Source organism: Streptomyces sp. NPDC099050 (assembly GCF_044759865.1).
Lineage (GTDB): Bacteria > Actinomycetota > Actinomycetes > Streptomycetales > Streptomycetaceae > Streptomyces.
Genome location: NZ_JBIWAE010000030.1, coordinates 1 through 23,213 on the forward strand (window position 1 = coordinate 1; position 23,213 = coordinate 23,213).

A 23,213-nucleotide genomic window follows, 5' to 3' on the forward strand; every position below is an offset into this window, starting at 1 on the left:
CAGCAGGGCGTCTAGGTTGTTCGTCACACAACGATCTTGGACGCCCTGTCTGCGTTCCCGAACACACCGTCAGCATTCGGAATGACTCGTCTAGGCGAGGACGGCTGGCCGCCGGCGAGTGTCGAGAGCCTGTGGGCCGTGGACCTCGGCGACGGCACGGTGCGGCTGGACAACACCCCCTGGTTCGTCCGGGGAGTGGCCAGCGACGACATCCTCCGGGTGGAGGTCGATGACGACGGTGTCCGTTGGGCCGGCGAGACGGTCCGCGCATCGGAGAACTGTACGATCCGCCTGATCGTCCTCAAGGATGGCGGTTCGGCGGCCGCCCGGCAGAGCGTGCTGGAGGTCTTCCACCGACTCGGCACGACCGGCGAGGGCATCGAGCGGTACGGGATGGTCGCGCTCGATGTCCCGCCGGAGGCGGACCTCCCCCGGATCCGCAAGCTGCTGGAACACGGTGCGGTGGAGGGGTGGTGGCACTGGGAGGAAGGCTGCATCACCGCCGCTTGGAAATCCACGGCCGAAAGCTGAGCGCTGTGATCTGCCCGGCGGAGCCGCCGCGCCCCCGAAACGACGAAGATCCCGCCCGATCTTTCGATCGGACGGGATCTCGTCACCGTTCTCGGGAGCAACCCGTGAACTGTCGTTTGTGGACCTGTGGGGATTTGAACCCCAGACCCCCTCGATGCGAACGAGGTGCGCTACCAGACTGCGCCACAGGCCCTTGCGACGTGTGAAACATTAGCATCCCCTCGCGGGTGCTCCAAAACCGGTATCGGGGAGCGTCCGCGCAGGTCATCGATCACTCGTTCGCGGCGCGCGGGCGTTCGTCGCCCTCGTACTGGTCGAAGAGCGGCGTACGGGCCGCGTCGCGCGGGCGGGGGCGGGGCGACGGGGTGGACGGCTGGGCGCGCAGGCGGGGTTCCGTCGGCTCGGCCGTGCTGGAGCGGGTCGCGCTCCAGGGGTCCGGGGTCGCCGGGCCGGTGGCGCGGGGAGCTACCGGGGCCGTCACGTACGTGGGCAGCGGGACCGGGACGGGCTCCCAGCTGTCACCTCGGGCGGGGCCGCGCTCGCGTTCGCGCTGCTGGTCCACCCACTCCGCGTGGTCGGTCTGCTCGACCAGGGCGCGCCGCCCGGCCTCCTGCGGGGAGACGGGTGGCGCGGGGTCCGGGTCGGAGCCGGCCGCCGCCTCGGACTCCCGGCGGCGCGGGCGGTTCTCGCGCAGGTGGCGGGCGGCCGCCTCGGCGCGCCGCCGGTCCATGGTGAACTCGTAGCGGCGTCGCTCCTGGACCCGCAGGTGCACGATGTACGTGCTCAGCAGCAGGGCGGGCACGGCCGGGGCCCACAGGTACTGGAGTCCGCCGACGGCGGCGGCGACCGCGCCGAAGGTGAAGATCAGGAAGAGCAGCGCGGTGGTGCGCCGGCGGCGGGCCAGGACGACGAGCCGCTGTTCGCGCCGGGCGCGCTCCGCGCGGTCGGCCCGCTCGGAGGCGGTCGATCTGGGCTCGGCGCGGGTCGGCGGGGGCACGACGACCGCCCGGGCGTCGGCGGCGTCCACGGGTTTCACCGTTTCCGTCGCGGCGTCCGGGTCCGCGGGGGGCTGGGGCTGCGCCTCCTCGTCACCGCGCTCACGCAGTCCCTTGGCGTAACGGCGCTCCATTCCCGCCCGGCCGGAAAGCAGCCGGATTGCGGTGGAGAAGCGTTCCGTCGGACGGGCTTCGTTCAGCTCGTCCTGCCTCCGGAGCCACATGGGCACCAAGTAGGCGGCCCAGGCCCCGACAATGACTGCGTAGATGAGGCCGCTGCTGCTCACACCCCACACCGTAGAGGGGCGCGGCCGGGCGGATCCGCCAATTGGGACGGCGTGTCGCACGATCTCGCTGATATCACGGACTTTTTTTGTGATTCTTCGGATCAGGTTATGGGCGAATCGGTCATTGCACGAAAGAATTCGAACAGATATCGGATTTCTATTGTCCGGGCGGGGTGGGCGGACCGGACGGATGACGTTCGCGGTGCCATCGGCGCAGCAGCCCCTCGCGCGCCTCCTCCGCCGTCAGCGCGTACACGAGGTGATCGCGCCAGGCCCCGTCGATGTGCAGGTACTGCGGGCGCAGTCCCTCCTCGCGGAAGCCGAGCTTCTCCACCACCCGCCGGCTCGGACCGTTCTCCGGGCGGATGCACACCTCGATCCGGTGCAGACCGACCTTGGTGAAGCAGTGGTCCACCGCCAGCGCGACCGCCGTGGGCATCACCCCGCGGCCCGCCACGTCCCGGTCCACCCAGTAGCCCACGTGAGCCGCGCACATCGAGCCCCAGGTGATCCCGGCGACCGTCAGCTGGCCGGCCAGCCTGCCCTGGTACTCGATGACGAACGGCAGCATGCGCCCCGCGTTCGCCTCCGCCCGCAGGTGGCGGACCATCTGACGGTAGGTCGGCCGCTGGATCACCGGCCCCCAGGGAGCGGGGGGCGGGATCGTCGCCTCCCAGGGCCGCAGCCAGTCGCGGTTGCGGCGGTTGACCTCGCGCCAGGCGGCCTGGTCCCGCAGCTTTATCGGCCGGAGCGTGACATCGCCGTCCGCCAGCACCACCGGCCAGGAGGGGCCGTTCAGCTCGCGCTCCCCGGCGGTCTGCCCTCGGGGCGAGGGTGGTCGCCGCCGCGGATCTGGTCCACGGCGTGCAGCAGGACGCGGGACAGGACCGCGATCCCGTCGCGGACGCCGCCCGTGGAACCGGGCAGGTTCACGATCAGGGTGTGTCCGGCCACGCCCGCCAGGCCCCGGGACAGGGCCGCGGTGGGCACCTTCGCCAGGGACTCGGCGCGGATAGCCTGCGGGATGCCCGGGATCTCGTAGTCCAGTACCCGGGCGGTGGCGTCGGGGGTCCGGTCGGTCGGCGAGATGCCGGTGCCGCCGGTGGTCAGGATGACGTCGTATCCGGCGGCCACGCCCGCGCGCAGGGCCGCCTCCACGGGGTCCCCGTCGGGGACCACGCGCGGGCCGTCCACCGCGAAGCCGAGCGCGCTCAGGCCCTCGGCGAGCACCGGGCCGCCCTTGTCCGCGTAGACGCCCTGGGAGGCCCGGTTCGAGGCCGTGACCACCAGCGCGCGCAGCGCGGGGGGTCCGGGCGTCACCGGCTCCGCCTCCGGGGCGTGGGCGTGGGCGTCGGCGTGGGCGTGGCTGTGGACCTCGCCGCCGCGCGGGGCGTTCACGAGCGCGCCCAGTCGCCGGACTTGCCGCCCGTCTTCTCCTCGACCCGGACGTCGGTGATGACCGCGCCCTTGTCCACGGCCTTGACCATGTCGATGACGGTGAGCCCGGCGACCGCGACGGCGGTCAGCGCCTCCATCTCGACGCCCGTGCGGTCCGTGGTCTTGACGGTGGCGAGGATCTCGACGGCCTCGTCGGTGACCTTCAGGTCCACCTTCACCCCGGAGACGGCCAGCGGGTGGCACAGCGGGATCAGGTCGGGGGTCTTCTTCGCCCCCATGATCCCGGCGATCCGTGCGGTGGCGAGGGCGTCGCCCTTGGGAACGCCCTCGCCCCGCAGCAGTTCGATGACCCGGGGAGAGACGAGCACGCGGCCGCTGGCCCGCGCCGTCCGGGTGGTGACGTCCTTCGCCGAGACGTCGACCATCCGGGCCGCGCCGGCCTCGTCGATGTGCGTCAGCCTGGTGCCGGCGGCGCCGCCGGCGCTGCTCTGCGTACTCATATCTGCGTGCCGCTCCCGTCCGGGCCCCGCAAGGGCCTGTGTGGTGCAACACGCTACCCGCATCGGCCCGGCCTCAGCCGAGCAGGACCACTTCCAGCTCGGCCCCGGGCTCCACCGAGGTCACGTCCTCCGGTACGACCATCAGCGAGTCGGCGTGCGCCAGCGCGGCGATCAGGTGAGAGCCCGCTCCGCCGACCGGGCTGACCGTGCCGCTCTCCGCGTGGTACTTGCCGCGCAGGAACTGGCGGCGGCCGGCCGGGGAGCCGATCGCCTTGTCTGCCTTGAGCACCGCGCGCACGCTCGGCCGGCTGACCTCGGAGGCGGGCAGGCCCATGAGGGTGCGGATCGCGGGGCGCACGAACAGCTCGAAGGAGACGTAGGAGGAGACCGGGTTGCCGGGCAGGGCCAGCAGCGGGGTGTGGTCGGGGCCGATGGTGCCGAAGCCCTGGGGCTTGCCGGGCTGCATGGCGAGCTTGCGGAAGTCGATGCCGGCGCCGTCCACATCGTCGTCGCCGGTGGAGAGGTCCGTGAGGGCCTCCTTGACCACGTCGTACGCGCCGACGCTGACCCCGCCCGTGGTGACGAGCAGGTCGGCCCGGATGAGCTGGTCCTCGATGGTGGAGCGCAGGGTGTCGGCGTCGTCGGCGACGGCTCCGACCCGGTAGGCGATCGCTCCGGCGTCCCGCGCGGCGGCGGCCAGGGCGAAGCTGTTGGAGTCGTAGATCGTGCCGGGCGCCAGGGCCTCGCCGGGCTGGACCAGTTCGCTGCCGGTGGACAGGACGACGACGCGCGGGCGCGGGCGCACCCGTACGGTGCCCCGCCCGATGGCGGCCAGCAGGGCGATCTGCGGCGGCCCGAGGACCGTGCCCGCGGCGAGCGCGAGGTCCCCGGCCTGTACGTCGCTGCCGCGGGAGCGGACGTGCGCCCGCGCCTCGGCGGGGCGGTGGACCCGTACCTCGCCCGCGGCGCCTTCGGGCGACTCGCTGGCGGGGGTCATCCCGGAGGCGGCGCCGCCGCCCGTGCCGCCGTCGGTCCACTCGACCGGTACGACGGCTTCCGCGCCGGGGGGCAGCGGGGCGCCGGTCATGATGCGGGCGGCCTCGCCGGGGCCCACGGTCGGCAGCTCGCCGTCGCCGGCCGCCACGTCCCCGATGACCGTCAGCACCGCCGGGAACTCCACGCTGGCCCCCTGGACGTCGGCCGTCCGGACGGCGTACCCGTCCATCGAGCTGTTGTCGAAGGGCGGCAGGGCGACGGGCACGGTGACGTCCTCGACCAGGACACAGCCCTGGGCGTCCAGCAGCTGGAGCTCGATGGGCTCCAGCGGCCGGACGGTGCCGAGGACGTCCGCCAGGTGCTCGTCCACCGACCAGAGGCGCTGGGAGCCTGTGTCCTGCGGTGCGTCGGGCTTGCTCAAGGTCCTACATCTCCTCCGTGACGTAATGGTGAAGCCAGGTACGGAACTCCGGGCCCAGGTCCTCACGCTCGCACGCGAGTCGGACGATGGCCCGCAGGTAGTCCCCGCGGTCCCCGGTGTCGTAGCGGCGGCCCCGGAAGACCACGCCGTGCACCGGGCCGCCGACGGTCTCGTCCGCGGCCAGCTTCTGCAGGGCGTCGGTCAGCTGGATCTCACCGCCGCGGCCCGGCTCGGTCTCACGCAGTATGCCGAAGATCGCCGGATCGAGTACGTATCGTCCGATGACCGCGTAATTGCTGGGCGCGTCCGCGGCGTCCGGCTTCTCCACGAGACCGGTGATGCGGACCACGTCCGACTCGTCGGTGGGCTCGACCGCGGCACAGCCGTAGAGGTGCACTTGAGAGGGGTCGACCTCCATCAGCGCGACGACGGTGCCGCCGGCGCGCTGCTGGATCTCGGTCATCCGGCGCAGCAGCGGGTCACGGGGGTCGATGAGGTCGTCGCCGAGGAGGACGGCGAAGGGCTCGTCGCCGACGTGCGGCTCGGCGCACAGCACGGCGTGGCCTAGGCCCCGGGGGTCGCCCTGGCGGACGTAGTGCATGGTGGCCAGGTCGCTGGACTCCTGGACCTTCTTGAGCTTGTCGTCGTCGCCCTTGGCGATGAGCGCCGACTCCAGCTCGTAGTTGCGGTCGAAGTGGTCTTCGAGGGCCCGCTTGTTACGGCCCGTGATCATGAGAATGTCGTCGAGGCCGGCCGACACGGCCTCCTCGACGACGTACTGGATGGCCGGCTTGTCCACCACAGGAAGCATTTCCTTGGGTGTCGCCTTGGTTGCGGGAAGGAACCGAGTGCCGAGGCCCGCGGCCGGGATGACGGCCTTTTTGATCACGGGGTGCAACTGAGTCATGGGCGGAACGATAGTCGCTCGCGATGAGACCCACGTGAGGTTCAGATGAACATGATCAGCTTTACCCGGATAGAAAGGGATACGAGCCAGCCATGACGGAGAACCAGCCTTCGAGGGCCAAGACGGAGCTGCGCCGGGAACTCCTCTCGGCCCGCCGCGCCTTGTCCGCGGACACCCTGCGCACGGCGGCCGGCGCCCTCTCCCGCACCGCCCTGCGGCTGCCCGAACTCAGCTCCGCCCACACCGTGGCCGCCTACGTATCCGTCGGCTCCGAACCCGGTACCCACGAGCTGCTCGACGCCCTCCGGGCGGCCGGCGTCCGCGTGCTGCTGCCCGTCCTGCTGCCCGACAACGACCTCGACTGGGCGGCGTACGAAGGCCCGGAGAGCCTGGCCGGGGCCGCACACCCGGGGAAGATGCGGCTCCTGGAGCCCGCCGGGCCCCGCCTCGGGCCGGACGCGGTGACCGGCGCCGACGCCGTCCTGCTGCCCGGACTGGCCGTGGACCGGCGGGGGATGCGGCTCGGCCGGGGCGGAGGCTCGTACGACCGGGTGCTGGAGCGGCTGGAGCGCGCCGGGGCGCATCCCGCGCTGGTCGTGCTGCTCTACGACGACGAGGTGGTCGCGCGGGTCCCGGAGGAACCGCACGACCACCCCGTTCAGGCGGTGGCCACCCCGTCGGGGGTGCTCCGCTTCAGCTCTTGAGCGCGGCCGTTACGAACCCTCCGGCTGGAGGGTCAGGGTGTCGACCGTGGCCTGGTCCACGGCGTCCTTCCCGAAGGGCCAGTCGAGCAGTTCACCCTTGGCCCACAGCGAGGTCTGGTCCGTGTAGTGGTCGTGGTACGCGTGCCCCGAGGCGCCCGTCAGGTTGATCCAGCGGGACTTGTCGAAGTCGGCGAGGTTCACGACCATCCGCATCGACGGCACCCAGGTGACCCCGTACCCGCTGGAGGCGTTCCAGCCGGTCGCGTTGACGGTGGCCTCGCCGCCGCCCAGGTTCCAGGGGCCGCGGTTGAGGAGCCACTGAAGGTAGCCGGGGCCCTCGGTGCCGATCGTCTGGTTCTTCAGCATCAGCTGGTGCATGCGGCCCCAGCTCCAGGTCGACTGGTCCTTGCCGAGCTTGGCGGTCAGCTCCCAGCGGGCGTCCTCCATGGCCCGCGCGAAGAGCTGGTCGCGGGTGGTGGTGGCGGCCACGGTGCGGCCGACGGCGGGCGCCTGCCACCAGGCCGAGTCCTCGTCCTTGACCAGCCGGCGGACCACCTCGAACCAGCGGTCCCCGCCGTCCGGCTGCGCCGAGTCGGAGGCGCGCTCGCCGCATTCGCGGACCATCTTGACGAGGTCGTCGGCCGGGCCGGTCGTCGACTCGGGGACGTTCATGCAGCTGCCCTCGACCCGCAGCTCCTTGGGCATCTTGTCGCCGAAGGCCAGCTTGAGGATGTTGCGCCAGACCGCGTTGAAGTACGCGGCCGCCGCCGAGTCGGGCTCCTGCGTGTAGTTCCAGCCCTCCAGGAGCTTCTGCGCGGAGCGGACGTCCGGGTCCGAGATGTTGATCTTGGCCAGCATCGGGGTCAGCAGCGCGGCGATCTCGCTGCTGTTGTCCATCTGCATGGTGCGCATGTCGTCGGTGGAGATCTTCCCGCTGTCCTTGATCTTCGCCTCGATGAGGTCGTTGATCCGCTGACTGCGGGCGCCGTAGCCCCAGTCGGTGGTCAGCAGGTGCGGGTACTTGCCCTGGCCGGTCTCGGTGACGGCCTGGTTCGCGGTCACGATGAAGCCGCGGTCCGGGTTGTACGCCCACGGCATCTCGTCCTGCGGGACGTAGCCGGCGTTGCCGTCCTTGCCGTCCTTGCCCTCCTTGCCGCCCTTCCAGGCGTACTTGGAGTCCCAGCCGGGGGCCGGCATCTTGCCGTCGCCGCTGGTGCGCATCGGGATGCGGCCGGGGGCCTGGTAGCCGATGTTGCCGTTGGCGCCCTTGTTGTCCGCGTAGATCAGGTTCTGCGAGGGGACCTCGAAGTCGCGGGCCGCGGTGCGGAACTCCTGGAAGTTCTTGGCCCGGTTGAGCCTGAAGACCGCGTCCATCGACTTGCCGGGGTCCAGCGCGGTCCAGCGCAGGGAGACGCCGTAGCCGTTGCCGCGGTCGGGGGCGGCGCTGCTCACGGGGGCCCGGGAGCCGACCGTGGCGATCTCGTCGCTGCGGTCGGAGATCAGCGGGCCGTTGTTGGTGGACCGGACGGTGATCTTCTTCTCGCCGCCGCCGGCGATCTTGATGACCTCTTCGCGGGTGGTGAAGGGGAGCGTCTTGCCGTCGTAGACGTAGCCCTCGGGCTTGACCTGCTCCAGGTAGAGGTCGGTCACGTCGGCGCCGAGGTTGGTCATGCCCCAGGCGATGTCGGCGTTGTGGCCGATGACCACGCCCGGCATGCCGGAGAAGGTGTAGCCGGCCACGTCGTACTGGCACGCGGCCGATGCCGCCCGGCAGTGCAGGCCCATCTGGTACCAGACCGAGGGCAGCTGCGGGGAGAGGTGCGGGTCGTTCGCGAGCAGCGGCTTGCCGGTGGTCGTGTACTTGCCTGCGACGACCCAGGAGTTCGAGCCGATGCCGCTGCCGGCGGGGCCGAGGATCGCGGGGATGGTGTCGAGGGTGTCGGCCAGCGCACCGAGCGAGGTGCGCAGGCCCACGGTCGCGCCCTGGGCGGTGGCGTTGCCGGCCAGGCCGGTCTCGCCGGCGGTCTGCGAGGAAACCTGGGAGCCGCTGGTGCCGCCCTGCCCCCCGGTGCTGGAGCCGGTGCCGGTGCTGGAGCCGGTGCCGGTGCCGGTGCCGGTGCCCACCGGGCTGCCCGAGCCGGGAGCGGCCGCGGGGGTGTACTTGCCGCCCTTGACGGTGCCGCCCTCGACGATCGGACGGTTCCGGTCGAAGGGGTACGGCGGGTAGAGGTCGTTGATCTGCGCCTGCGAGAGCTTGCCCGTCATCAGCGCGCGGTCGATCTCGTCCTGCATGTTGCCGCGCAGGTCCCAGGCCATCGCCTTGAGCCAGGCCACCGAGTCGACCGGGGTCCACTGCTCGGGCGCGTAGTCGCCGCTGAGCTTGAGGGCCGCGTGCTCGACGGAGAGGTCCTTGCCGGACTTGTCCTTCAGGTACGCGTTGACCCCGTCGGCGTAGGCCTGCAGGTACTTCTTGGTGTCGGCCGACAGCTTGGTGTCGTACTCCTGCTGCGCGACCTGGCGCCAGCCGAGCGTGCGCAGGAAGGCGTCCGTCTCGACCTGGCCGGAGCCGAACATCTCGGAGAGGCGCCCGGAGGTCATGTGGCGGCGTACGTCCATCTCCCAGAACCGGTCCTGCGCGTGCACGAAGCCCTGCGCACGGAAGAGGTCCTCGTCGGAGTCGGCGTACAGCTGGGGGATTCCGTTGGCATCGCGCTTGACGTCGACCGTCCCGGTCAGGCCGGGCACCTTCAAGGAGCCGGTGGCCTGCGGGAACGAGGCCCGCACGCTGTCAACGCTCCAGTACGCCCCGTACCCGAGGCCAGCGAAGAGCGCCAGCACCAGGACGAGCACGATCAGACGGGCGCGTCGTCCCTTCTTCTTGACGGAAGGGGCGGTTTCGTTGGCGGGCATCGCTGTCCTTAGAGGGGCAGGGTGGTCCTGGGAGTGCTGGGAGCAACCATAGGCGCAGGACCGGGTGCGTTGATCCGCCAGGGGTCGAGGTCATGACGACAGGTCATGAGGACAGAGCCCCTCAGGCGTTTCACAATGTGGCTATCGAGTAAAGGGCGCGTCAAAGATTAGGTAAGGTAACGAAGTACTTGCGTCCGTGCCCGTGCCGGAACAATCCGTCCGTGAGACGTCCCCGTTCCGCCATCGTCAGGCACGTCGAGGAAAGGGCCGCCCGCTGACTGTCCACACGCTCAATGAGCTCATGCTGGTCTGCTCGCTCGTGCTGCTCGTCGCCGTGGCGGCGGTGCGCGTCTCTTCGCGCAGCGGACTCCCCAGCCTGCTCATTTACCTCGGCATAGGCATCGCGATAGGCCAGGACGGCATCGGCAACGTCGTGTTCGACAACGCCGAGCTGACCCAGGTGATCGGCTACGCCGCGCTCGTCGTGATCCTCGCCGAGGGCGGTCTGGGCACCAAGTGGAAAGAGATCAAGCCGGCCCTGCCGGCCGCGATCGTGCTGTCACTGGTCGGTGTCGCCGTCAGCGTGGGCGTGACCGCGGCGGGCGCGCACTACCTGGTCGGACTCGAATGGCGCCAAGCCCTGCTGATCGGCGCGGTCGTCTCCTCGACCGATGCGGCGGCCGTCTTCTCCGTCCTGCGCAAGGTCCCGCTGCCCTCCCGGATCACGGGCGTGCTGGAGGCCGAGTCGGGCTTCAACGACGCCCCCGTCGTCATCCTGGTCGTGGCCTTCGCGACCGTCGGGCCGGTCGACCAGTGGTACGTCCTCATAGGCAAGATCGCGCTGGAGCTGGCGATCGGCGTGGCCATCGGCCTGGCGGTGGGCTTCCTGGGCTCGTACGGGCTGCGGCACGTGGCGCTGCCCGCCTCGGGCCTCTACCCGATCGCGGTGATGGCGATCGCGATCACCGCGTACGCGGCCGGCGCGATGGCGCACGGCTCCGGCTTCCTCGCGGTGTACCTGGCGGCGATGGTGCTCGGGAACGCGAAGCTCCCCCACTGGCCCGCCACCCGGGGATTCGCGGACGGACTCGGCTGGATCGCCCAGATCGGCATGTTCGTGCTGCTGGGCCTGCTGGTCACCCCGCACGAGCTGGTCCACGACTTCTGGCCGGCGGTGATCATCGGGCTGGTGCTGACGATGGTGGCCCGGCCGCTGGAGGTCTTCGTCTCCCTGCTGCCCTTCCGGCTGCCCTGGCAGGAGCAGGCGCTCATGTCCTGGGCGGGCCTGCGCGGAGCCGTGCCCATCATCCTGGCGACCATCCCGATGGTGTCCGGGATCGAGGGCAGCGAGCGGGTCTTCAACATCGTCTTCGTCCTGGTCGTCGTCTACACCCTGGTCCAGGGCCCGACGCTGCCCTGGCTGGCACGCAAGCTGAAGCTGGGCAACAGCGACGAGACCGCCTCCGACCTGGGGATCGAGTCGGCGCCGCTGGAGAAGCTGCGCGGGCATCTGCTGTCCTTCGCGATCCCGCCCGCCTCGCGGATGCACGGGGTCGAGGTGAGCGAGCTGCGGCTGCCGCCGGGGGCTTCCGTCACACTGGTCGTACGGGACGCGCGGAGCTTCGTACCGGCGCCGTCGACCGTGCTGCGGCGCGGGGACGAGCTGCTGGTGGTGGCCACGGACCCGGTACGGGACGCGGCCGAGGCGCGGCTGCGGGCGGTGGCCCGGGGCGGCAAGCTGGCGGGCTGGCTGGGGACCGGCGGGGGCGCGGCCGGGAAGGCCAGAGGCACTGGCAAGGGCACTGGCAAGGGCAGCGGCAAAGGCTCCGGCAAGGGCTCCGGGAAGAGTTAGAGCGGCGCTCTAATTCTGCATTTTCGACGACTTCTGTCCATATTCACCCCTGTTTGGGTGGCACCTGAATGCGAAGTTCCAGTTAATCGCAGGTGAAGACACGCCCTGTAGCCGGAATCACAGGGCGTATCGGTCGATCTACCTGTATGATTAAGGAACAACACATCGAACCAACTCTGTCTGACGCAGAGCTGGCGCGACCGCAAAGCGGCCGTGGCCCCCTCCCGCAGTGGGTGCCCAGGTATCACTCGGTTCTGCGCAAGAGGACAGCTCTCGGGTCTCCCACATGTACGGGTGCCACCGCTCACAAAGCGGGGCATCGTCCGCAGACGGGGAGTTCTACCAGGCAGCGGAAAGGCCAGGCCGTGACATCCGCGGTCACGACCGACAAGTCCGCCAAGTCCACCCGACCCGGCTACGGGCAGCTCCTGCGCACGCCCGGCGCCCTCGGCTTCGTTCTCCCGGGATTCGCCGCGCGACTCCCCTTCGGCATGCTGACGATCAGCATCCTGCTGCTCGTCCAGCACACCACCGGTTCCTACGGAAGCGCCGGCATCGTCGCCGCCTTCACCGGTATCTCCATGGCCGTGTTCGCCCCGGTCATGGGCAAGCTCATCGACCGGCACGGCCAGAGCGCCGTCCTGGTCCCGGTGGCCCTCGCACACGCCGCCGCCGTCAGCTCCCTGGTGGCGTTCGCGCTGCTGGGGGCGCCCGTCTGGGCGCTCGCACTGGCGGCCGTCCCCGCCGGTGCATCCGTCCCGCAGGTCGGACCCATGGTCCGGTCCCGCTGGGCGGCCAAGCTCGAGGGCTCCCCGCTGCTGCCCACGGCCGCCGCGTTCGAGTCCGTCACCGACGAGTTCACCTTCGTCGTCGGTCCGGTGCTCGCCACCGCGCTGTGCACCGGCATCAACCCGGCGGCCGGTCTGGTCACCGAGGCCGCGCTGACCCTGATCGGCGGCCTGCTCTTCGCCGCCCAGCGCGCCACGCAGCCGGGGCCCGTCGCCCGCCCGGCGCACGGTGAGAAGCGCGCCCCGGCCCTGTCGTTCCACGGCCTGCGCGTCCTGATCGTCGCCTTCATCGGCATCGGCGCCGTCTTCGGCGGCATGCAGGTCTCGCTCGCCGCCTTCTCCGAGGAGATCGGCAACCCGAGCGCCAACGGCCTGCTCTACGGCGTCTTCGCCGCGGGCAACATGATCGCCGGCATCGCCTGTGGCGCCATCGCCTGGAAGATCGGCCCGCGCCGCCGCCTGATCCTCGGCTACATCGGCCTCACCGCGGCCGCCTCGGTCCTGTGGGCCGCGAACTCGATGATCCTGCTGGGCGCGCTCGGCCTGATCGTCGGTCTGTGCATCGCCCCGGCGCTGATCACCGGCTACACCATGATCGAGAAGCTGATCCCGGCCGCCTCGCGGACCGAGGCCTTCACCTGGCTCACCGGATCGATCGCCTTCGGGCAGGCCGTCGCCGTGACCCTGGCCGGCCGCCTGACGGACGCGCACGGGTCCTCGTACGGGTTCCTCGTGCCGATGGTGGCCACCGTGCTCGCGCTGGCCATCCTGCTGGCGCTGCGTGCGAAGCTGGCCCCGAAGGCCCCGAGCCGGATCGTCAGCTCGTCCAAGCCGGCCGCTCCGGCCACCTCCGCGGCACCCGCCGCGGGTGTGAACGAGCGTGGTCTGGGTCACCGCGTGCCGGTGACGGTGGACTGATCCGCCGGAATACGTCACCATGGAGCGTCGTTAGCACTCATTGAGTCAGAGTGCCAGGAGGAAATTCGTGCCGACCTACCAGTACCAGTGCACCGAGTGCGGTGAGGGCCTTGAGGCCGTGCAGAAGTTCACCGATGACGCACTGACCGTGTGCCCGAGCTGCGACGGACGCCTGAAGAAGGTGTTCTCCGCGGTCGGCATCGTCTTCAAGGGTTCCGGTTTCTACCGGAACGACAGCCGTGGCGCTTCGTCGAGCAGCACCCCTGCCTCGAAGCCCTCGTCGACGCCCGCCGCCGCCCCGGCCGCGTCGTCGTCCTCGGCGTCGTCTTCGTCCTCGACCTCGACCTCCTCGTCGTCGTCGAGCACGTCGGCCGCCTGACGCGCTCCAAGGCTTCACCGGCTCCATCCGCTTCATCCGCAGGCCCTGCCGTCCCCACCGACGTCGGGGCCTTCGGCATGCCCGTTAGGGTGGCCGCATGGCGAATGCAGAGATCGGTGTCATCGGCGGATCGGGCTTCTACTCCTTCCTGGAGGACGTCTCCGAGATCCAGGTGGAGACGCCTTACGGCCCCCCCAGCGACTCCCTCTACCTCGGCGAGCTCGCCGGCCGGACCGTGGCCTTCCTGCCCCGGCACGGCCGCAGCCACACGGTGCCCCCGAACAAGATCAACTACCGGGCCAACCTGTGGGCACTGCGCTCCGTGGGCGTCCGCCAGGTCCTGGGCCCCTGCGCGGTGGGCGGCCTGCGCCCCGAGTACGGCCCGGGCACCCTGCTCGTCCCCGACCAGCTGGTCGACCGTACGAAGTCCCGCGCCCAGACCTTCTTCGACGGGGAGCCGCTCCCCGACGGCTCGGTCCCCAACGTCGTGCACACCACCTTCGCCGACCCGTACTGCCCGGTGGGCCGCTCGGTGGCACTGGCGGCGGCGCGCGGGCGGGAGTGGGAGCCCGTGGACGGCGGCACCATGGTCGTCATCGAGGGGCCCCGCTTCTCGACCCGCGCCGAATCGCAGTGGCACGCCGCGGCCGGCTGGTCGGTGGTCGGCATGACGGGCCACCCCGAGGCGATCCTCGCGCGCGAGCTGGGGCTCTGCTACACCTCGATGGCGCTGGTCACGGACCTGGACGCGGGTGCGGAGACGGGCGAGGGGGTCTCCCACACCGAGGTCCTCAAGGTCTTCGGCGAGAACGTCGGGCGGCTGCGCGAGGTCCTCTTCGACGCGGTGGCCGCCCTGCCCCCGACGGAATCCCGCGCCTGCCTGTGCACCCACGCCCACGACGGCTGGGACCTGGGCATCGAGCTGCCGTAGCGACGGGACGCCTGAAGCTCTTCGAGATCCCCAACTCCGTGGCCGGCGCCGTCCGCGCCGCGGGCGGCCTGGGCGCGTCCGTGGTCACCGTCCACTCCATGGGCGGTACGGGCATCATGGCGGCCGCCGTGGAGGCCGCGCGGGAGTTCCCCGGGCTCCGGGTGCTCGCGCTGACGGTGGTCACGAGCATGACCGGGAGCGACCTCGCCGACATCGGGATCGGCACGGGCACCGACGAGCAGGTGCTGCGGCTGGCCCGGCTGGCGGCGGAGGCCGGCTGCGACGGCGTCGTCGGATCGCCCCGGGAGGCCGGGGCGCTGCGGGAGCTGCTGGGGCCGGAGCGGCTGATCGTCACGCCGGGGGTGACGCTGCCGCGAGCACCGGGGGCGGGCGCGGAGACGGTCGGGGAGTCCGATGGATCCCTGTAGCTCCTGCGGGTGACGGGGATATCCACAAGCTGGGGACGGTCCACAGGTCCGAGCGGGATCCGGCGCGGCAGCGGATCGTGTGGGGTGTCCGGGCGCTGGGCCCGGGCTTCGGATCCCTCCCCGTCTGGTGGTGGCCTTCATGACCGCGAACTCCCGCGTCCCGTCCCTCTCCTCCCTGTCCCCCCTCTCCTCTCCCTCCGCCCACTCCTCGCCCCACGTCCATACCCCGGTACACCCCGCCCCCGTCCCCCGGCACCCCTCGTCCGCCACGTGTCCCCCCGCGCGCTCCGTTCCCCTCTTCGCCCCGCTCCGCGTGGGGCGGGCCGGGGACCGGCTGCGCAGGGCGGTGCGGCGCCGGCGGCGCGGGGCCGCGGCCGGGCTGGCCGTCGTGGCGGCCGTGCTCGTGGTGGGCGGCACCGAGGCACGGGCCTCGCGGGGCTCGTCACCGCCCGCGGCGCAGCCCCCTCCGGCGGCGGTGCGGCTGGTGTCGGCCCCGGTGCGCATCGCGGACGCGGCGACGGTGCGGCTGCTGCGGCCCGGGGACCGGGTGGACGTGGTCGCCGCGGAGCGCGGCGGGCCGCCCCGGGTGGTGGCGGCGGGGGCGCGGGTCGCCGAAGTGCCCGCCGCGGAAGAGGGTGTTGGGGACGTCGGGGCGCTGGTGGTGCTGTCGGTCCCCCGGGACACCGCGCGGGCGCTGGTGGGGGCGGGGAGCGTATCCCGGCTGGCGGTGACGTTGTGTTGAATCGTACGAACGTGCGGCCAAGTCACCGTGAGGTGAGGGTTGATTGGACAGGCCTCACCCAAACTGCCGTAACTTTCGGAACCGTTGGCTCCGTGTTCGGCAGATGCGAAGAAAGGCTCAGTAGTGAGCGAGAAGAAGAAGGCGAGCCTCCTGGCAGGCTTCAAGGCCTTCCTGATGCGCGGCAATGTGGTCGACCTGGCGGTCGCCGTGGTCATCGGTGCCGCGTTCACGAACATCGTGAACTCCGTCGTGAAGGGCCTGATCAGCCCGGTGATCGGCCTCATCGGTACGCAGAGCCTGGATGCCTACAAGAGCTGCATCAAGGATCCCTGCGGGATCGGCCCGGACGGCAAGCCAACGGGCGTGGAGCTCCTCTGGGGCTCGGTGCTCAACGCGGCGCTCACCTTCCTGATCACCGCTGCGGTCGTCTACTTCCTGATGGTCCTGCCCATGGCGAAGTACCTCGCCAAGGTGGAGCAGCGCCGCAAGGCGAAGGAAGGCGTCCAGGAGACCATGGAGATCACCGAGCTGGCGGTCCTCAAGGAGATCCGCGACGAGCTGATCGCCCAGCGCGGCGCGGGTGGCGGGAACGTCCACTCCGACGCTCCGAGCCCCCGGCTGTAGAGGGGTCCCGCGGTCAGACGTGGTGCGGAGGCTTCTCGTCGAGGAAGCGGGCCAGGTCGGCCGCGCTTCCTCCGGCGGGCGGCCGCTCTCCCCAGCCCCGGTCGGTGTCGTCCGAGGACTGCTGGTCCAGCGGGTCACCGAAGTCCAGCCGCGGCTTCGGCCGGGCCTTGGGCCGGGATTCGGCCTCGTGTGCCGGCGGGGACTTCGGGGCGTGGGGGTCGGTGGCGGGGGCGTCGCTCATGCCTCCAGGGTACGGCCGCTCCCGCCACCGGCCCCGCTCAGCTGGGGGCCTCGGCGCCCTTGCGGGCGTAGAACCAGTAACAGACCACCAGGCACGTGGCATAGAAGCCGATGAAGATCCACAGTGCGTTGGTGATGGCCATGGCCGCGAACATCGCGGGGATGAAGAAGAACCCGTAGGCCGCGATGGCCGAGGAGAAGCCGGTGACGGCGCCCGACTCCATCTCCGACTGCTTGAGCGCCGCTGCCTGCGCCTCGGGGCCCTTGCCCTCGGCCTCCTTCATGTGCTGGTCCCGGAAGATCACCGGGATCTGCCGGAAGGTGGAGCCGTTGCCCAGGCCGGAGAAGGCGAAGGCCACCAGGAAGCCGATGTAGAAGGGCCAGAAGTTGCCCTCCTGGCCGCCGGACGGCAGCGCGAAGATCACGACGACGAGGGCCGCGGCCATGCCGATGAAGGACAGGATGGTGACCCTGGCTCCGCCGATCTTGTCCGAGAGCCAGCCGCCGCCCCAGCGCGTGAGGGCCCCGATGAACGGGCCGATCCAGGCGTAGGTGGTGGCCTGGTAGCCCTGCCCCTCGAAGTTGTTCTTGATCAGCAGCGGCAGGGCGGCCGCGAAACCGATGAAGGAGCCGAAGGTTCCGACGTAGAGCCAGGTCATCAGCCAGTTGTGCTTGCGCTTGAAGATGATCTTCTGCTGGCTGAAGGGGGCCGCGGCCACCTTGAGGTCGTTCATCAGGAACCAGGCGGCCAGCGCCATGATGACCAGCAGCGGCACCCAGAGGAAGGCGCCGTTCTGCAGCCACACGTCGGTGTTCTTCTTCGCGTCGCGCTGGGGTCCGCCCGCCGGGGCGCCGAGGACGGCCGCGGTGACCACCAGCGGGGCGACCAGCTGGACCACGCTCACGCCGAGGTTGCCGAGGCCGCCGTTGAGGCCGTTGGCACTGCCCTTCTCCCGCTTGGGGAAGAAGAAGCCGATGTTCGCCATCGAGGAGGCGAAGTTCGCGCCGCCGATGCCGCAGACGGCCGCGATCAGCGCCAGCTCCCAGTACGGCGTACCGGTGTCCTGGAGGGCGAAGCCCAGCCACAGCATCGGCCCGACCAGGATGATCGTGCTGAAGGCGGTGAACTTCCGCTCTCCGAAGATCGGCCCGATGAAGGTGTAGAGGATCCGGAAGGTGCCGCCGGTGATACCGGGGATGGCGGTCAGCCAGAACAGCTGCGACTTGGAGAAACCGAACCCGACGTCGTTCAGCCTGACCACGGTCACCGACCAGACCTGCCAGACCACGAAGCCGAGCATCAGGGCCGGGATCGAGACCCACAGGTTGCGCTGGGCGACCCGGTGGCCCTTGGAATTCCAGAACTCCTCGTCCTCGGGCCGCCAGTCGGCGATGGTGGCCCCGGGCTTGTAGCTCTCCGCACGGTGGCTGCGGGGTGCCGACGAAGTCGGCGTGGGCATCGACATGGTCATCGGTCCTTCGGGTCGAGGAGCCACAGTCCGATCACGACGAGGAAGGACAGGATCAGGAACCCCGCTCCCCACCAGGCCGTACCGGTGTTTCCCTTCATCCACTCGTTGACGGTCACGGTGAGCGCCCAGAGCTGGCCGATCACGACCGTGAGGGCCAGGGTGAGGCGCGCGTTGAGGCGGGAGGAGCGCTCGGGCTCCTGCTCGGTGCCGGCTCCCGGGCCCGGGCCCGTGTGCCGGATCCGGGGGTCCCCGTACCCGCTGGTGGAGCGGATCTGCGGGTACCTCTCGCGCACCGGCCGGTTGAGCCGTGGCTGGGCGCTGCCCGGGTGGTACTCCGGGCGGGGTGGCAGCGGTGTCTCGCTCATGTGGGCCTCCTCTCGGTGGTGCCGGCCCGGGCCCCGCCGGGGCAGCCCAGGCGGGCGGACTCCTGCGGATGGGAGTCGCCGAACTGCCGGCAGAGCGCGTCCTTGACCGGCTCCCCCGACCGGGCGGTCGCCACGGCCCAGACGCTGCCGTCGGCCTGCTCGGTCAGGTAGATCCGTGGCAGTGGGCGCGGCGGCGGACCGGCCGTCACCTCGCCGGTACGGGCGTCGAAGACACCTTCGTGGCAGGGGCAGTACAGCTCTCCGTCGGGGCCCCGGTCCTCGCGCCACAGCACCCCGCAGGCCAGGTGGGTACAGACGGCGGAGTAGCCCACGAGGGAGCCGTCCCCGAGGCGCACGGCCAGCGCCCGGTCGTCCTCGCCGGGGAACCGGAAGGCCACGGACTGACCGGGGGGCAGCAGGTCGGCGACCTTCTTCGGGTCGGGCAGGCCCTCGTTGTCCCCGTGCCGGTGCAAGATGCCCGCGGCGACGCCGACACCGCCGATGGCCAGGCCTCCGGAGACGGTGGCGACGATCCGCAGGTAGTCACGGCGGGTGGTGAGGGAGTCGGCGCTGATCCGGTCGCGCAGCTGCTCGATCGCGGCGTCGGCGGCCGCGCCGCCGTCCGTGGGGCCGTCGCCCCGGTGCCCTGGGTGTGGAGGGGGCTGTTCGGTGACGCTCATCGGACGTCCCTTCCGTTGATCTCGACGACGGGCAGGCCGCCGGGGACGGGCCACTGGACCTTGTCGGCGGGGACGACCATGGCCACGCCCGTCTGGACGACGACGTCGCCGAAGACGAAGGAGTCGGCCACCTGGACCCCGGGGCGCTCCGCCTGGAGCTCCTCGAGGGTTCCGTAGAAGAGGGCCCCGGTCGGGCAGACGGTCGCGCACATCGGGGCGAGGCCGTAGGCGGTGCGGTCGTAGCAGAGGTTGCACTTCATCTGCAGCTTCGCCTGGAGGTCGATCTTCGGGATGCCGAAGGGGCAGGCGTTGACGCAGTTGGAGCAGCCGATGCAGCGGGTGGTGTCGGCCTGCTGGACCACCCCGTCGGCGGTCACCAGGATCGCGTCGGCGGGACAGACCTCGGCGCAGGGCGCGACCGGGTCCTCGCAGTGCATGCAGACGCTGGGGAGGGAGGCGACGGACATGCCGGGTTCGGTGTAGTCCAGGTGGATCATCGACTTCCCGCGGTGCGAATCGCACTCGCGGCAGGCCGAGACGCACGCCTGGCAGCCGATGCAGCGACCCGGGTCGATGAAGATCGTGCGGCCCATCATGGCGGGTCAGCTCCTCTCCGCCGTGCCACGGCCCTGCGGGGCCGTGGGGGGCAGGGGGTCGGTGCGGGAGACCTGGGTCTCCGGATAGGCCTCACGACCCGGCGGCATGGGCGGGGCGGGCACCTCGTCGACCCGCTCGGCGGCCTCGATCCGGGCGGCGCAGACCTTGTACTCGGGGATCTTCGAGCGGGGGTCGAGGGCGTCGATGGTCAGGGCGTTCGCGGACGTCGGGACCGGCCAGTGGTACGGGATGAAGACGGTGTCGGGGCGGATCGCCTCGGTGACCAGGGCCGGGAACACCTCGCTGCCGCGCCGGGTGACCACGCGTACCGGGTCGCCGTTGCGGAAGCCGTGCGAGGGGTGGACCTCCACCCAGGGGCGGGGGGTCTGCTCGACGAGGGCGCCGAGCCTGCGGGTCTGGTTGCCGGAGAGGAAGTGCGCGACGGTGCGGCCGGTGGTGAGGGAGAGGGGGTACTCCTCGGTGTAGGCGTCCATGGGTGGATGCCATTCCACGACCTGCATGTGGATCTTGCCGTCGGGGTGGTAGGTCCTGCCGTCCTCGAACAGCCGGGGGGTGCCCGGGTGCTCGGTGGAGGGGCAGGGCCAGGCGATCCCGCCGGTCTCGTCGAGACGGTCGTAGGTGATGCCGTAGTAGTCGTTGACCGTGCCGGCGGAGGCGACGCGCAGCTCCTCGAACACCTCGCGGGAGCCGGGGAACTCGAAGTGCTTCCCGGCGCCGAGCCGCCTGGCGAGCTCGCAGATCACCCAGGTGTCGGTGCGCACCCCCGCGGGGGGCTCCTGGGCCTTGTTGTGCTTGACCACGCGGGCCTCGGCGTTGGCCATCACGCCCTCGTCCTCGGCCCAGGTGGTGACGGGGAAGACCACGTGGGCGTTGGCCGCGGTCTCGGAGAGGAAGAAGTCGAACTGGGCGTGGAACTGGGCGGTGTCGTAGCCGTCCTTGACCACCGCGTAGTTGGGGAGGGAGACGAAGGGGTTGTTGCAGATGCCGATGAGGCCGCGGATCTCCTTGCGCTGCATCTGCCAGACCATCTCCATCATGGAGGTGCCGGCGGTGGGGAGTTCGGACTCCTCGATGCCCCAGATCTGGCAGATCTGCCTGCGGTGCTCCGGGTTGGTGATGGAGCGGCCGCCGGGGAGCATGTCGGACTTCTGGCCGTGCTCGCGGCCGCCCTGTCCGTTGCCCTGCCCGGTGATGGTGCCGTAGCCGGCGCCGGGCTTGCCGATGTGGCCGGTGGCCACGCACAGGTTGATGACGGACAGGCAGTTCTCGACGCCCTGGGAGTGGTGCTCGATGCCGCGGGCGTGCCAGGCCATGGCCTTGTCCGCGCCGGCGAAGACGCGTGCCACCTGGACGATCTGCGAGGCGGGCACCCCGCAGATCTCCGCGGAACGCGACGGCGGGTACTCGGCGACGGTCCTCTTGACCTCTTCCCAGCCGGTGGTGTGCGCCGCGATGTAGGCCTCGTCGGTGAGGCCCTCGGCGATGACCACGTTGAGTACGGCGTTGAAGAAGGCCGAGTCGGTGCCGGGCTTGAGCGCGACGTGGATGTCGGCGGTGCGGGCGATGGCCGTCTCGCGCGGGTCGACCACGATGAGTGAGGCGCCGCGGTCCCGGGCGCCCCACAGGTACTGGGTCATCACGGGGAAGCACTCCCCCACGTTCGACCCGGCGATGAGCAGGCAGTCGGTGAGGAGGATGTCGGAGAAGGGGTTGCCGGCCCGGTCGATGCCGAAGGCGAGCTTGTTGGCTCCGGCGGCGCTGACCATGCACAGGCGGCCGTTGTAGTCGACGTGCTTGGACTTCAGCGCGACCCGGGCGAACTTGCCGACCAGGTAGGTCTTCTCGGAGAACAGGCTGGCTCCGCCGAGCAGCCCGAAGGCGTCGTTGCCGTGGGCCTCCTGGATGCGCCGGATCTCGGAGACGGTGAAGTCCAGGGCCTCGTCCCAGGAGCACTCCTTGAACTCCTCGTCCCGGGAGCGCCGCATCAGCGGGGCGGTCAGCCGGTCGGGGTGGTTGACCTGCTGGTAGGCGTTGATGCCCTTGGGGCACAGCCGCATCCGGTTGATGTCGTGGTTGCGGGGTTCCACGCCGAAGACCTTGCCGCCCTTGTCCACGCGCAGGTACATCCCGCACTGCACCCCGCAGAAGCAGCAGTGGGTGGGGACCAGCGTTTCGCCGTTCTGGTCGGCGTGCCACTGGTCGGCGGGGATGCCGCCGGCGTCGCGGAAGTTGCGGGTGCCGGGCGGGGCGATGGACGGGTCGATGGAGACGGGCACGGGCGCGGGCCGGGCCGCGGCCCTGCCCGGGTCGGTCGCGGTCACTTGAACCCCTTCTTGACGTGGGTCAGGTAGGCGTTGCCGCGCAGGACCCGCTTGCAGCGCGGGCAGTACTCGGCCCAGGCGTCGAAGTCGAGCTTCAGGTCCTTCATCGTGCCGCGCAGGTTCTCCACGTAGGGCGCGGTGTCGATGGGCTCCTCGCAGCGCTTGCAGAGGAAGACCTGCTCGTCCTGGCGGGCCGTGTACTTGAAGAGCTGCATGCCGACGGCGGCCGGGCGCTGGACGATGTGGAAGAACTTCCCGAACGGGATGTAGATGAGGGTGAACACCACCGACACCATGTGCAGGATCGCGAGGAACTCGTATCCGCCGCCGTGCAGGAAGATCGAGGAGAAGGTCAGCAGCAGACCCGTCACGGAGATGACGATCAGGCAGATCAGCGGGAGCAGGTCGTAGGCGAAACGCTGGCCGGTCATGGCGCCGCGGTCCTTCATCCGCCGGTACAGGAAGTACGAGGCGCCGGGGATGACGAGGACGGCGGCGATGTCCAGGCCGTGGAACATCAGCCAGCCCAGGACGCTGAGCGCGTCGAAGCCGAGGACCTTGATGCCCCAGATCCGCATGTCGTAGCCGGGGCCCGCACCGCTCTCCGAGGTGAAGGTGAACCAGCCCCAGGTCAGCGGGAAGGTGATGGCCGCGGCGAGGAGACAGCCCCAGAACATCAGCTGGTGGGCGATCCAGCGGGGGCGCGAGCGGGCACCGAGGAACTTCTGGAAGCCGAGGTAGGTGGCGATCATCTTCGGCAGGGCGGTGGGCGCCTTGCGGAAGTTCTCCACCGACCAGAAGCTGCCGATGCCCTTCTTGAAGAGGCGCCGTGCGCCGGGGGCCGAGACCCACACGGTGTACCGGTAGGCCACGCCGAAGGCCAGGAAGACGGTGGCGACGGCGTACGGCAGCAGGGCCGAGTCGAAGTCCCGCAGCAGCCGGCTGCCGAGCACGATCGCGAGGATGAGCAGGAGCGAGACGACGGTGCCGGCCAGGGTGGCCCGTGCGGTGACGGACCGCCCGGCCGGCGGCGGGGTCTCGGGCGCCGGTGGGGGCGGCGCGGCGTCGATGACATCTGAGGGCTCGGACACAGCACCACGCTAGGTGGTATGTACCGATTGAGACTGTTATATGGAGCTTATGGGTGCGCCGTTCGAGTGAGCCTCGGGTGAGCCCGTGGGAGAGCCCGCGTGAGGGTCCCCGCCG

General features: G+C 70.8%; 23 protein-coding genes and 1 tRNA gene. 9 read left to right on the forward strand and 15 right to left on the reverse strand.

All coding sequences use genetic code 11. The features are described from left to right. The first annotated feature begins 81 nt into the window (after positions 1-81). The gene (locus ACIQV3_RS34990; RefSeq protein ID WP_403719743.1) at positions 82-531 is read left to right on the forward strand and encodes a DUF4265 domain-containing protein; all 450 of its coding nucleotides are present in this window, start codon (positions 82-84) and stop codon (positions 529-531) included. 119 nt (positions 532-650) lie between these two features. Here the strand turns inward: ACIQV3_RS34990 and ACIQV3_RS34995 are convergent. The 7 genes from ACIQV3_RS34995 to galU form a co-directional block, all read right to left on the reverse strand. Further along, a tRNA-Ala gene (locus tag ACIQV3_RS34995) sits at positions 651-724 on the reverse strand. A gap of 78 nt (positions 725-802) precedes the next feature. After that, the gene (locus ACIQV3_RS35000) at positions 803-1,813 is read right to left on the reverse strand and encodes a hypothetical protein (protein WP_403719746.1); all 1,011 of its coding nucleotides are present in this window, start codon (positions 1,811-1,813) and stop codon (positions 803-805) included. 157 nt (positions 1,814-1,970) lie between these two features. Continuing rightward, positions 1,971-2,591, reverse strand: coding sequence for a GNAT family N-acetyltransferase (locus ACIQV3_RS35005; RefSeq protein WP_403719748.1), 621 nt, complete (start codon positions 2,589-2,591; stop codon positions 1,971-1,973). A gap of 17 nt (positions 2,592-2,608) precedes the next feature. Continuing rightward, positions 2,609-3,211 carry a molybdenum cofactor biosynthesis protein B gene (locus ACIQV3_RS35010; RefSeq protein ID WP_403719750.1) on the reverse strand — a complete coding sequence of 201 codons (603 nt, stop codon included), beginning with the start codon at positions 3,209-3,211 and terminating at the stop codon, positions 2,609-2,611. Then, positions 3,208-3,711 (reverse strand): cyclic pyranopterin monophosphate synthase MoaC, encoded by a 504-nt coding sequence (gene moaC / locus ACIQV3_RS35015; protein WP_403719751.1) that lies wholly within the window; start codon positions 3,709-3,711, stop codon positions 3,208-3,210. The genes ACIQV3_RS35010 and moaC overlap by 4 nt, the downstream gene beginning before the upstream one ends. 73 nt (positions 3,712-3,784) lie before the next feature. After that, positions 3,785-5,128, reverse strand: coding sequence for a gephyrin-like molybdotransferase Glp (gene glp, locus ACIQV3_RS35020; RefSeq protein ID WP_403719755.1), 1,344 nt, complete (start codon positions 5,126-5,128; stop codon positions 3,785-3,787). A gap of 4 nt (positions 5,129-5,132) precedes the next feature. Continuing rightward, the gene (gene galU / locus ACIQV3_RS35025) at positions 5,133-6,035 is read right to left on the reverse strand and encodes a UTP--glucose-1-phosphate uridylyltransferase GalU (RefSeq protein WP_327253136.1); all 903 of its coding nucleotides are present in this window, start codon (positions 6,033-6,035) and stop codon (positions 5,133-5,135) included. Between the two features lie 92 nt (positions 6,036-6,127). Here galU and ACIQV3_RS35030 point away from each other — a divergent pair, with 92 nt between their 5' ends. Continuing rightward, positions 6,128-6,739: a 5-formyltetrahydrofolate cyclo-ligase gene (locus tag ACIQV3_RS35030; protein WP_403719758.1), complete on the forward strand. Its 612-nt coding sequence runs from the start codon at positions 6,128-6,130 to the stop codon at positions 6,737-6,739. A 9-nt stretch (positions 6,740-6,748) separates the two neighbouring features. Here ACIQV3_RS35030 and ACIQV3_RS35035 read toward each other — a convergent pair whose 3' ends face one another. Beyond that, entirely contained in the window at positions 6,749-9,649 is a 2,901-nt protein-coding gene (locus ACIQV3_RS35035) for a penicillin acylase family protein (protein ID WP_403719761.1), read from the reverse strand. A gap of 301 nt (positions 9,650-9,950) precedes the next feature. On the opposite strand from ACIQV3_RS35035, the gene ACIQV3_RS35040 reads away from it, so the two are divergent. The 7 genes from ACIQV3_RS35040 (at position 9,951) to mscL (ending at position 16,311) form a co-directional block, all read left to right on the forward strand. Beyond that, positions 9,951-11,501, forward strand: coding sequence for a potassium/proton antiporter (locus ACIQV3_RS35040; protein WP_403719764.1), 1,551 nt, complete (start codon positions 9,951-9,953; stop codon positions 11,499-11,501). Between the two features lie 365 nt (positions 11,502-11,866). Beyond that, positions 11,867-13,207: an MFS transporter gene (locus tag ACIQV3_RS35045; RefSeq protein ID WP_403719767.1), complete on the forward strand. Its 1,341-nt coding sequence runs from the start codon at positions 11,867-11,869 to the stop codon at positions 13,205-13,207. Between the two features lie 67 nt (positions 13,208-13,274). Continuing rightward, on the forward strand, positions 13,275-13,586 hold the full coding sequence (locus ACIQV3_RS35050; protein WP_403719769.1) for an FmdB family zinc ribbon protein: 312 nt from the start codon (positions 13,275-13,277) through the stop codon (positions 13,584-13,586). Positions 13,587-13,683: 97 nt separating this feature from the next. Further along, positions 13,684-14,517 (forward strand): S-methyl-5'-thioadenosine phosphorylase, encoded by an 834-nt coding sequence (locus tag ACIQV3_RS35055; RefSeq protein WP_389686312.1) that lies wholly within the window; start codon positions 13,684-13,686, stop codon positions 14,515-14,517. Then, positions 14,469-14,945, forward strand: a complete 477-nt coding sequence (locus tag ACIQV3_RS35060; RefSeq protein WP_403719774.1) for an orotidine 5'-phosphate decarboxylase / HUMPS family protein — start codon at positions 14,469-14,471, stop codon at positions 14,943-14,945. Before ACIQV3_RS35055 ends, ACIQV3_RS35060 begins: the two co-directional genes overlap by 49 nt. A 139-nt stretch (positions 14,946-15,084) precedes the next feature. Then, a complete protein-coding gene (locus ACIQV3_RS35065) occupies positions 15,085-15,687 on the forward strand; it encodes a hypothetical protein (RefSeq protein WP_403719779.1) in 603 nt (200 codons plus the stop codon). Positions 15,688-15,810: 123 nt separating this feature from the next. Beyond that, complete coding sequence (gene mscL / locus ACIQV3_RS35070; protein ID WP_403719782.1) at positions 15,811-16,311, forward strand: large conductance mechanosensitive channel protein MscL; 501 nt, start codon at positions 15,811-15,813, stop codon at positions 16,309-16,311. 13 nt (positions 16,312-16,324) lie between these two features. Here the strand turns inward: mscL and ACIQV3_RS35075 are convergent, their stop codons facing one another. The 7 genes from ACIQV3_RS35075 to ACIQV3_RS35105 are packed head-to-tail and all read right to left on the reverse strand — an operon-like array spanning position 16,325 to position 23,098. Further along, positions 16,325-16,552, reverse strand: coding sequence for a hypothetical protein (locus ACIQV3_RS35075; protein ID WP_403719784.1), 228 nt, complete (start codon positions 16,550-16,552; stop codon positions 16,325-16,327). Between the two features lie 37 nt (positions 16,553-16,589). Next, positions 16,590-18,017, reverse strand: a complete 1,428-nt coding sequence (locus tag ACIQV3_RS35080; RefSeq protein ID WP_403719785.1) for a NarK family nitrate/nitrite MFS transporter — start codon at positions 18,015-18,017, stop codon at positions 16,590-16,592. 2 nt (positions 18,018-18,019) lie between these two features. Beyond that, entirely contained in the window at positions 18,020-18,388 is a 369-nt protein-coding gene (locus ACIQV3_RS35085; RefSeq protein ID WP_403719789.1) for a hypothetical protein, read from the reverse strand. Continuing rightward, entirely contained in the window at positions 18,385-19,068 is a 684-nt protein-coding gene (locus ACIQV3_RS35090) for a ubiquinol-cytochrome c reductase iron-sulfur subunit (protein WP_403719792.1), read from the reverse strand. Before ACIQV3_RS35090 ends, ACIQV3_RS35085 begins: the two co-directional genes overlap by 4 nt. Then, positions 19,065-19,664, reverse strand: a complete 600-nt coding sequence (locus tag ACIQV3_RS35095; protein ID WP_243335392.1) for a 4Fe-4S dicluster domain-containing protein — start codon at positions 19,662-19,664, stop codon at positions 19,065-19,067. The genes ACIQV3_RS35090 and ACIQV3_RS35095 overlap by 4 nt, the downstream gene beginning before the upstream one ends. 6 nt (positions 19,665-19,670) lie before the next feature. Further along, positions 19,671-22,007 (reverse strand): molybdopterin oxidoreductase family protein, encoded by a 2,337-nt coding sequence (locus ACIQV3_RS35100; protein WP_403719794.1) that lies wholly within the window; start codon positions 22,005-22,007, stop codon positions 19,671-19,673. Further along, a complete protein-coding gene (locus tag ACIQV3_RS35105; RefSeq protein WP_327306314.1) occupies positions 22,004-23,098 on the reverse strand; it encodes an MFS transporter in 1,095 nt (364 codons plus the stop codon). The genes ACIQV3_RS35100 and ACIQV3_RS35105 overlap by 4 nt, the downstream gene beginning before the upstream one ends. Positions 23,099-23,213: the final 115 nt, after the last annotated feature.

Excerpts from the sequence above, each read along its gene's own strand:
- ACIQV3_RS34990 (WP_403719743.1), top strand. The coding sequence starts at position 82 with ATGACTCGTCTAGGCGAGGACGGCTGGCCGCCGGCGAGTGTCGAGAGC.
- moaC (WP_403719751.1), bottom strand. The coding sequence starts at position 3,711 with ATGAGTACGCAGAGCAGCGCCGGCGGCGCCGCCGGCACCAGGCTGACG.
- galU (WP_327253136.1), bottom strand. The coding sequence starts at position 6,035 with ATGACTCAGTTGCACCCCGTGATCAAAAAGGCCGTCATCCCGGCCGCG.
- ACIQV3_RS35030 (WP_403719758.1), top strand. The coding sequence starts at position 6,128 with ATGACGGAGAACCAGCCTTCGAGGGCCAAGACGGAGCTGCGCCGGGAA.
- ACIQV3_RS35035 (WP_403719761.1), bottom strand. The coding sequence starts at position 9,649 with ATGCCCGCCAACGAAACCGCCCCTTCCGTCAAGAAGAAGGGACGACGC.
- ACIQV3_RS35040 (WP_403719764.1), top strand. The coding sequence starts at position 9,951 with ATGCTGGTCTGCTCGCTCGTGCTGCTCGTCGCCGTGGCGGCGGTGCGC.
- ACIQV3_RS35055 (WP_389686312.1), top strand. The coding sequence starts at position 13,684 with ATGGCGAATGCAGAGATCGGTGTCATCGGCGGATCGGGCTTCTACTCC.
- ACIQV3_RS35065 (WP_403719779.1), top strand. The coding sequence starts at position 15,085 with ATGACCGCGAACTCCCGCGTCCCGTCCCTCTCCTCCCTGTCCCCCCTC.
- ACIQV3_RS35075 (WP_403719784.1), bottom strand. The coding sequence starts at position 16,552 with ATGAGCGACGCCCCCGCCACCGACCCCCACGCCCCGAAGTCCCCGCCG.
- ACIQV3_RS35080 (WP_403719785.1), bottom strand. The coding sequence starts at position 18,017 with ATGTCGATGCCCACGCCGACTTCGTCGGCACCCCGCAGCCACCGTGCG.
- ACIQV3_RS35085 (WP_403719789.1), bottom strand. The coding sequence starts at position 18,388 with ATGAGCGAGACACCGCTGCCACCCCGCCCGGAGTACCACCCGGGCAGC.
- ACIQV3_RS35090 (WP_403719792.1), bottom strand. The coding sequence starts at position 19,068 with ATGAGCGTCACCGAACAGCCCCCTCCACACCCAGGGCACCGGGGCGAC.
- ACIQV3_RS35095 (WP_243335392.1), bottom strand. The coding sequence starts at position 19,664 with ATGATGGGCCGCACGATCTTCATCGACCCGGGTCGCTGCATCGGCTGC.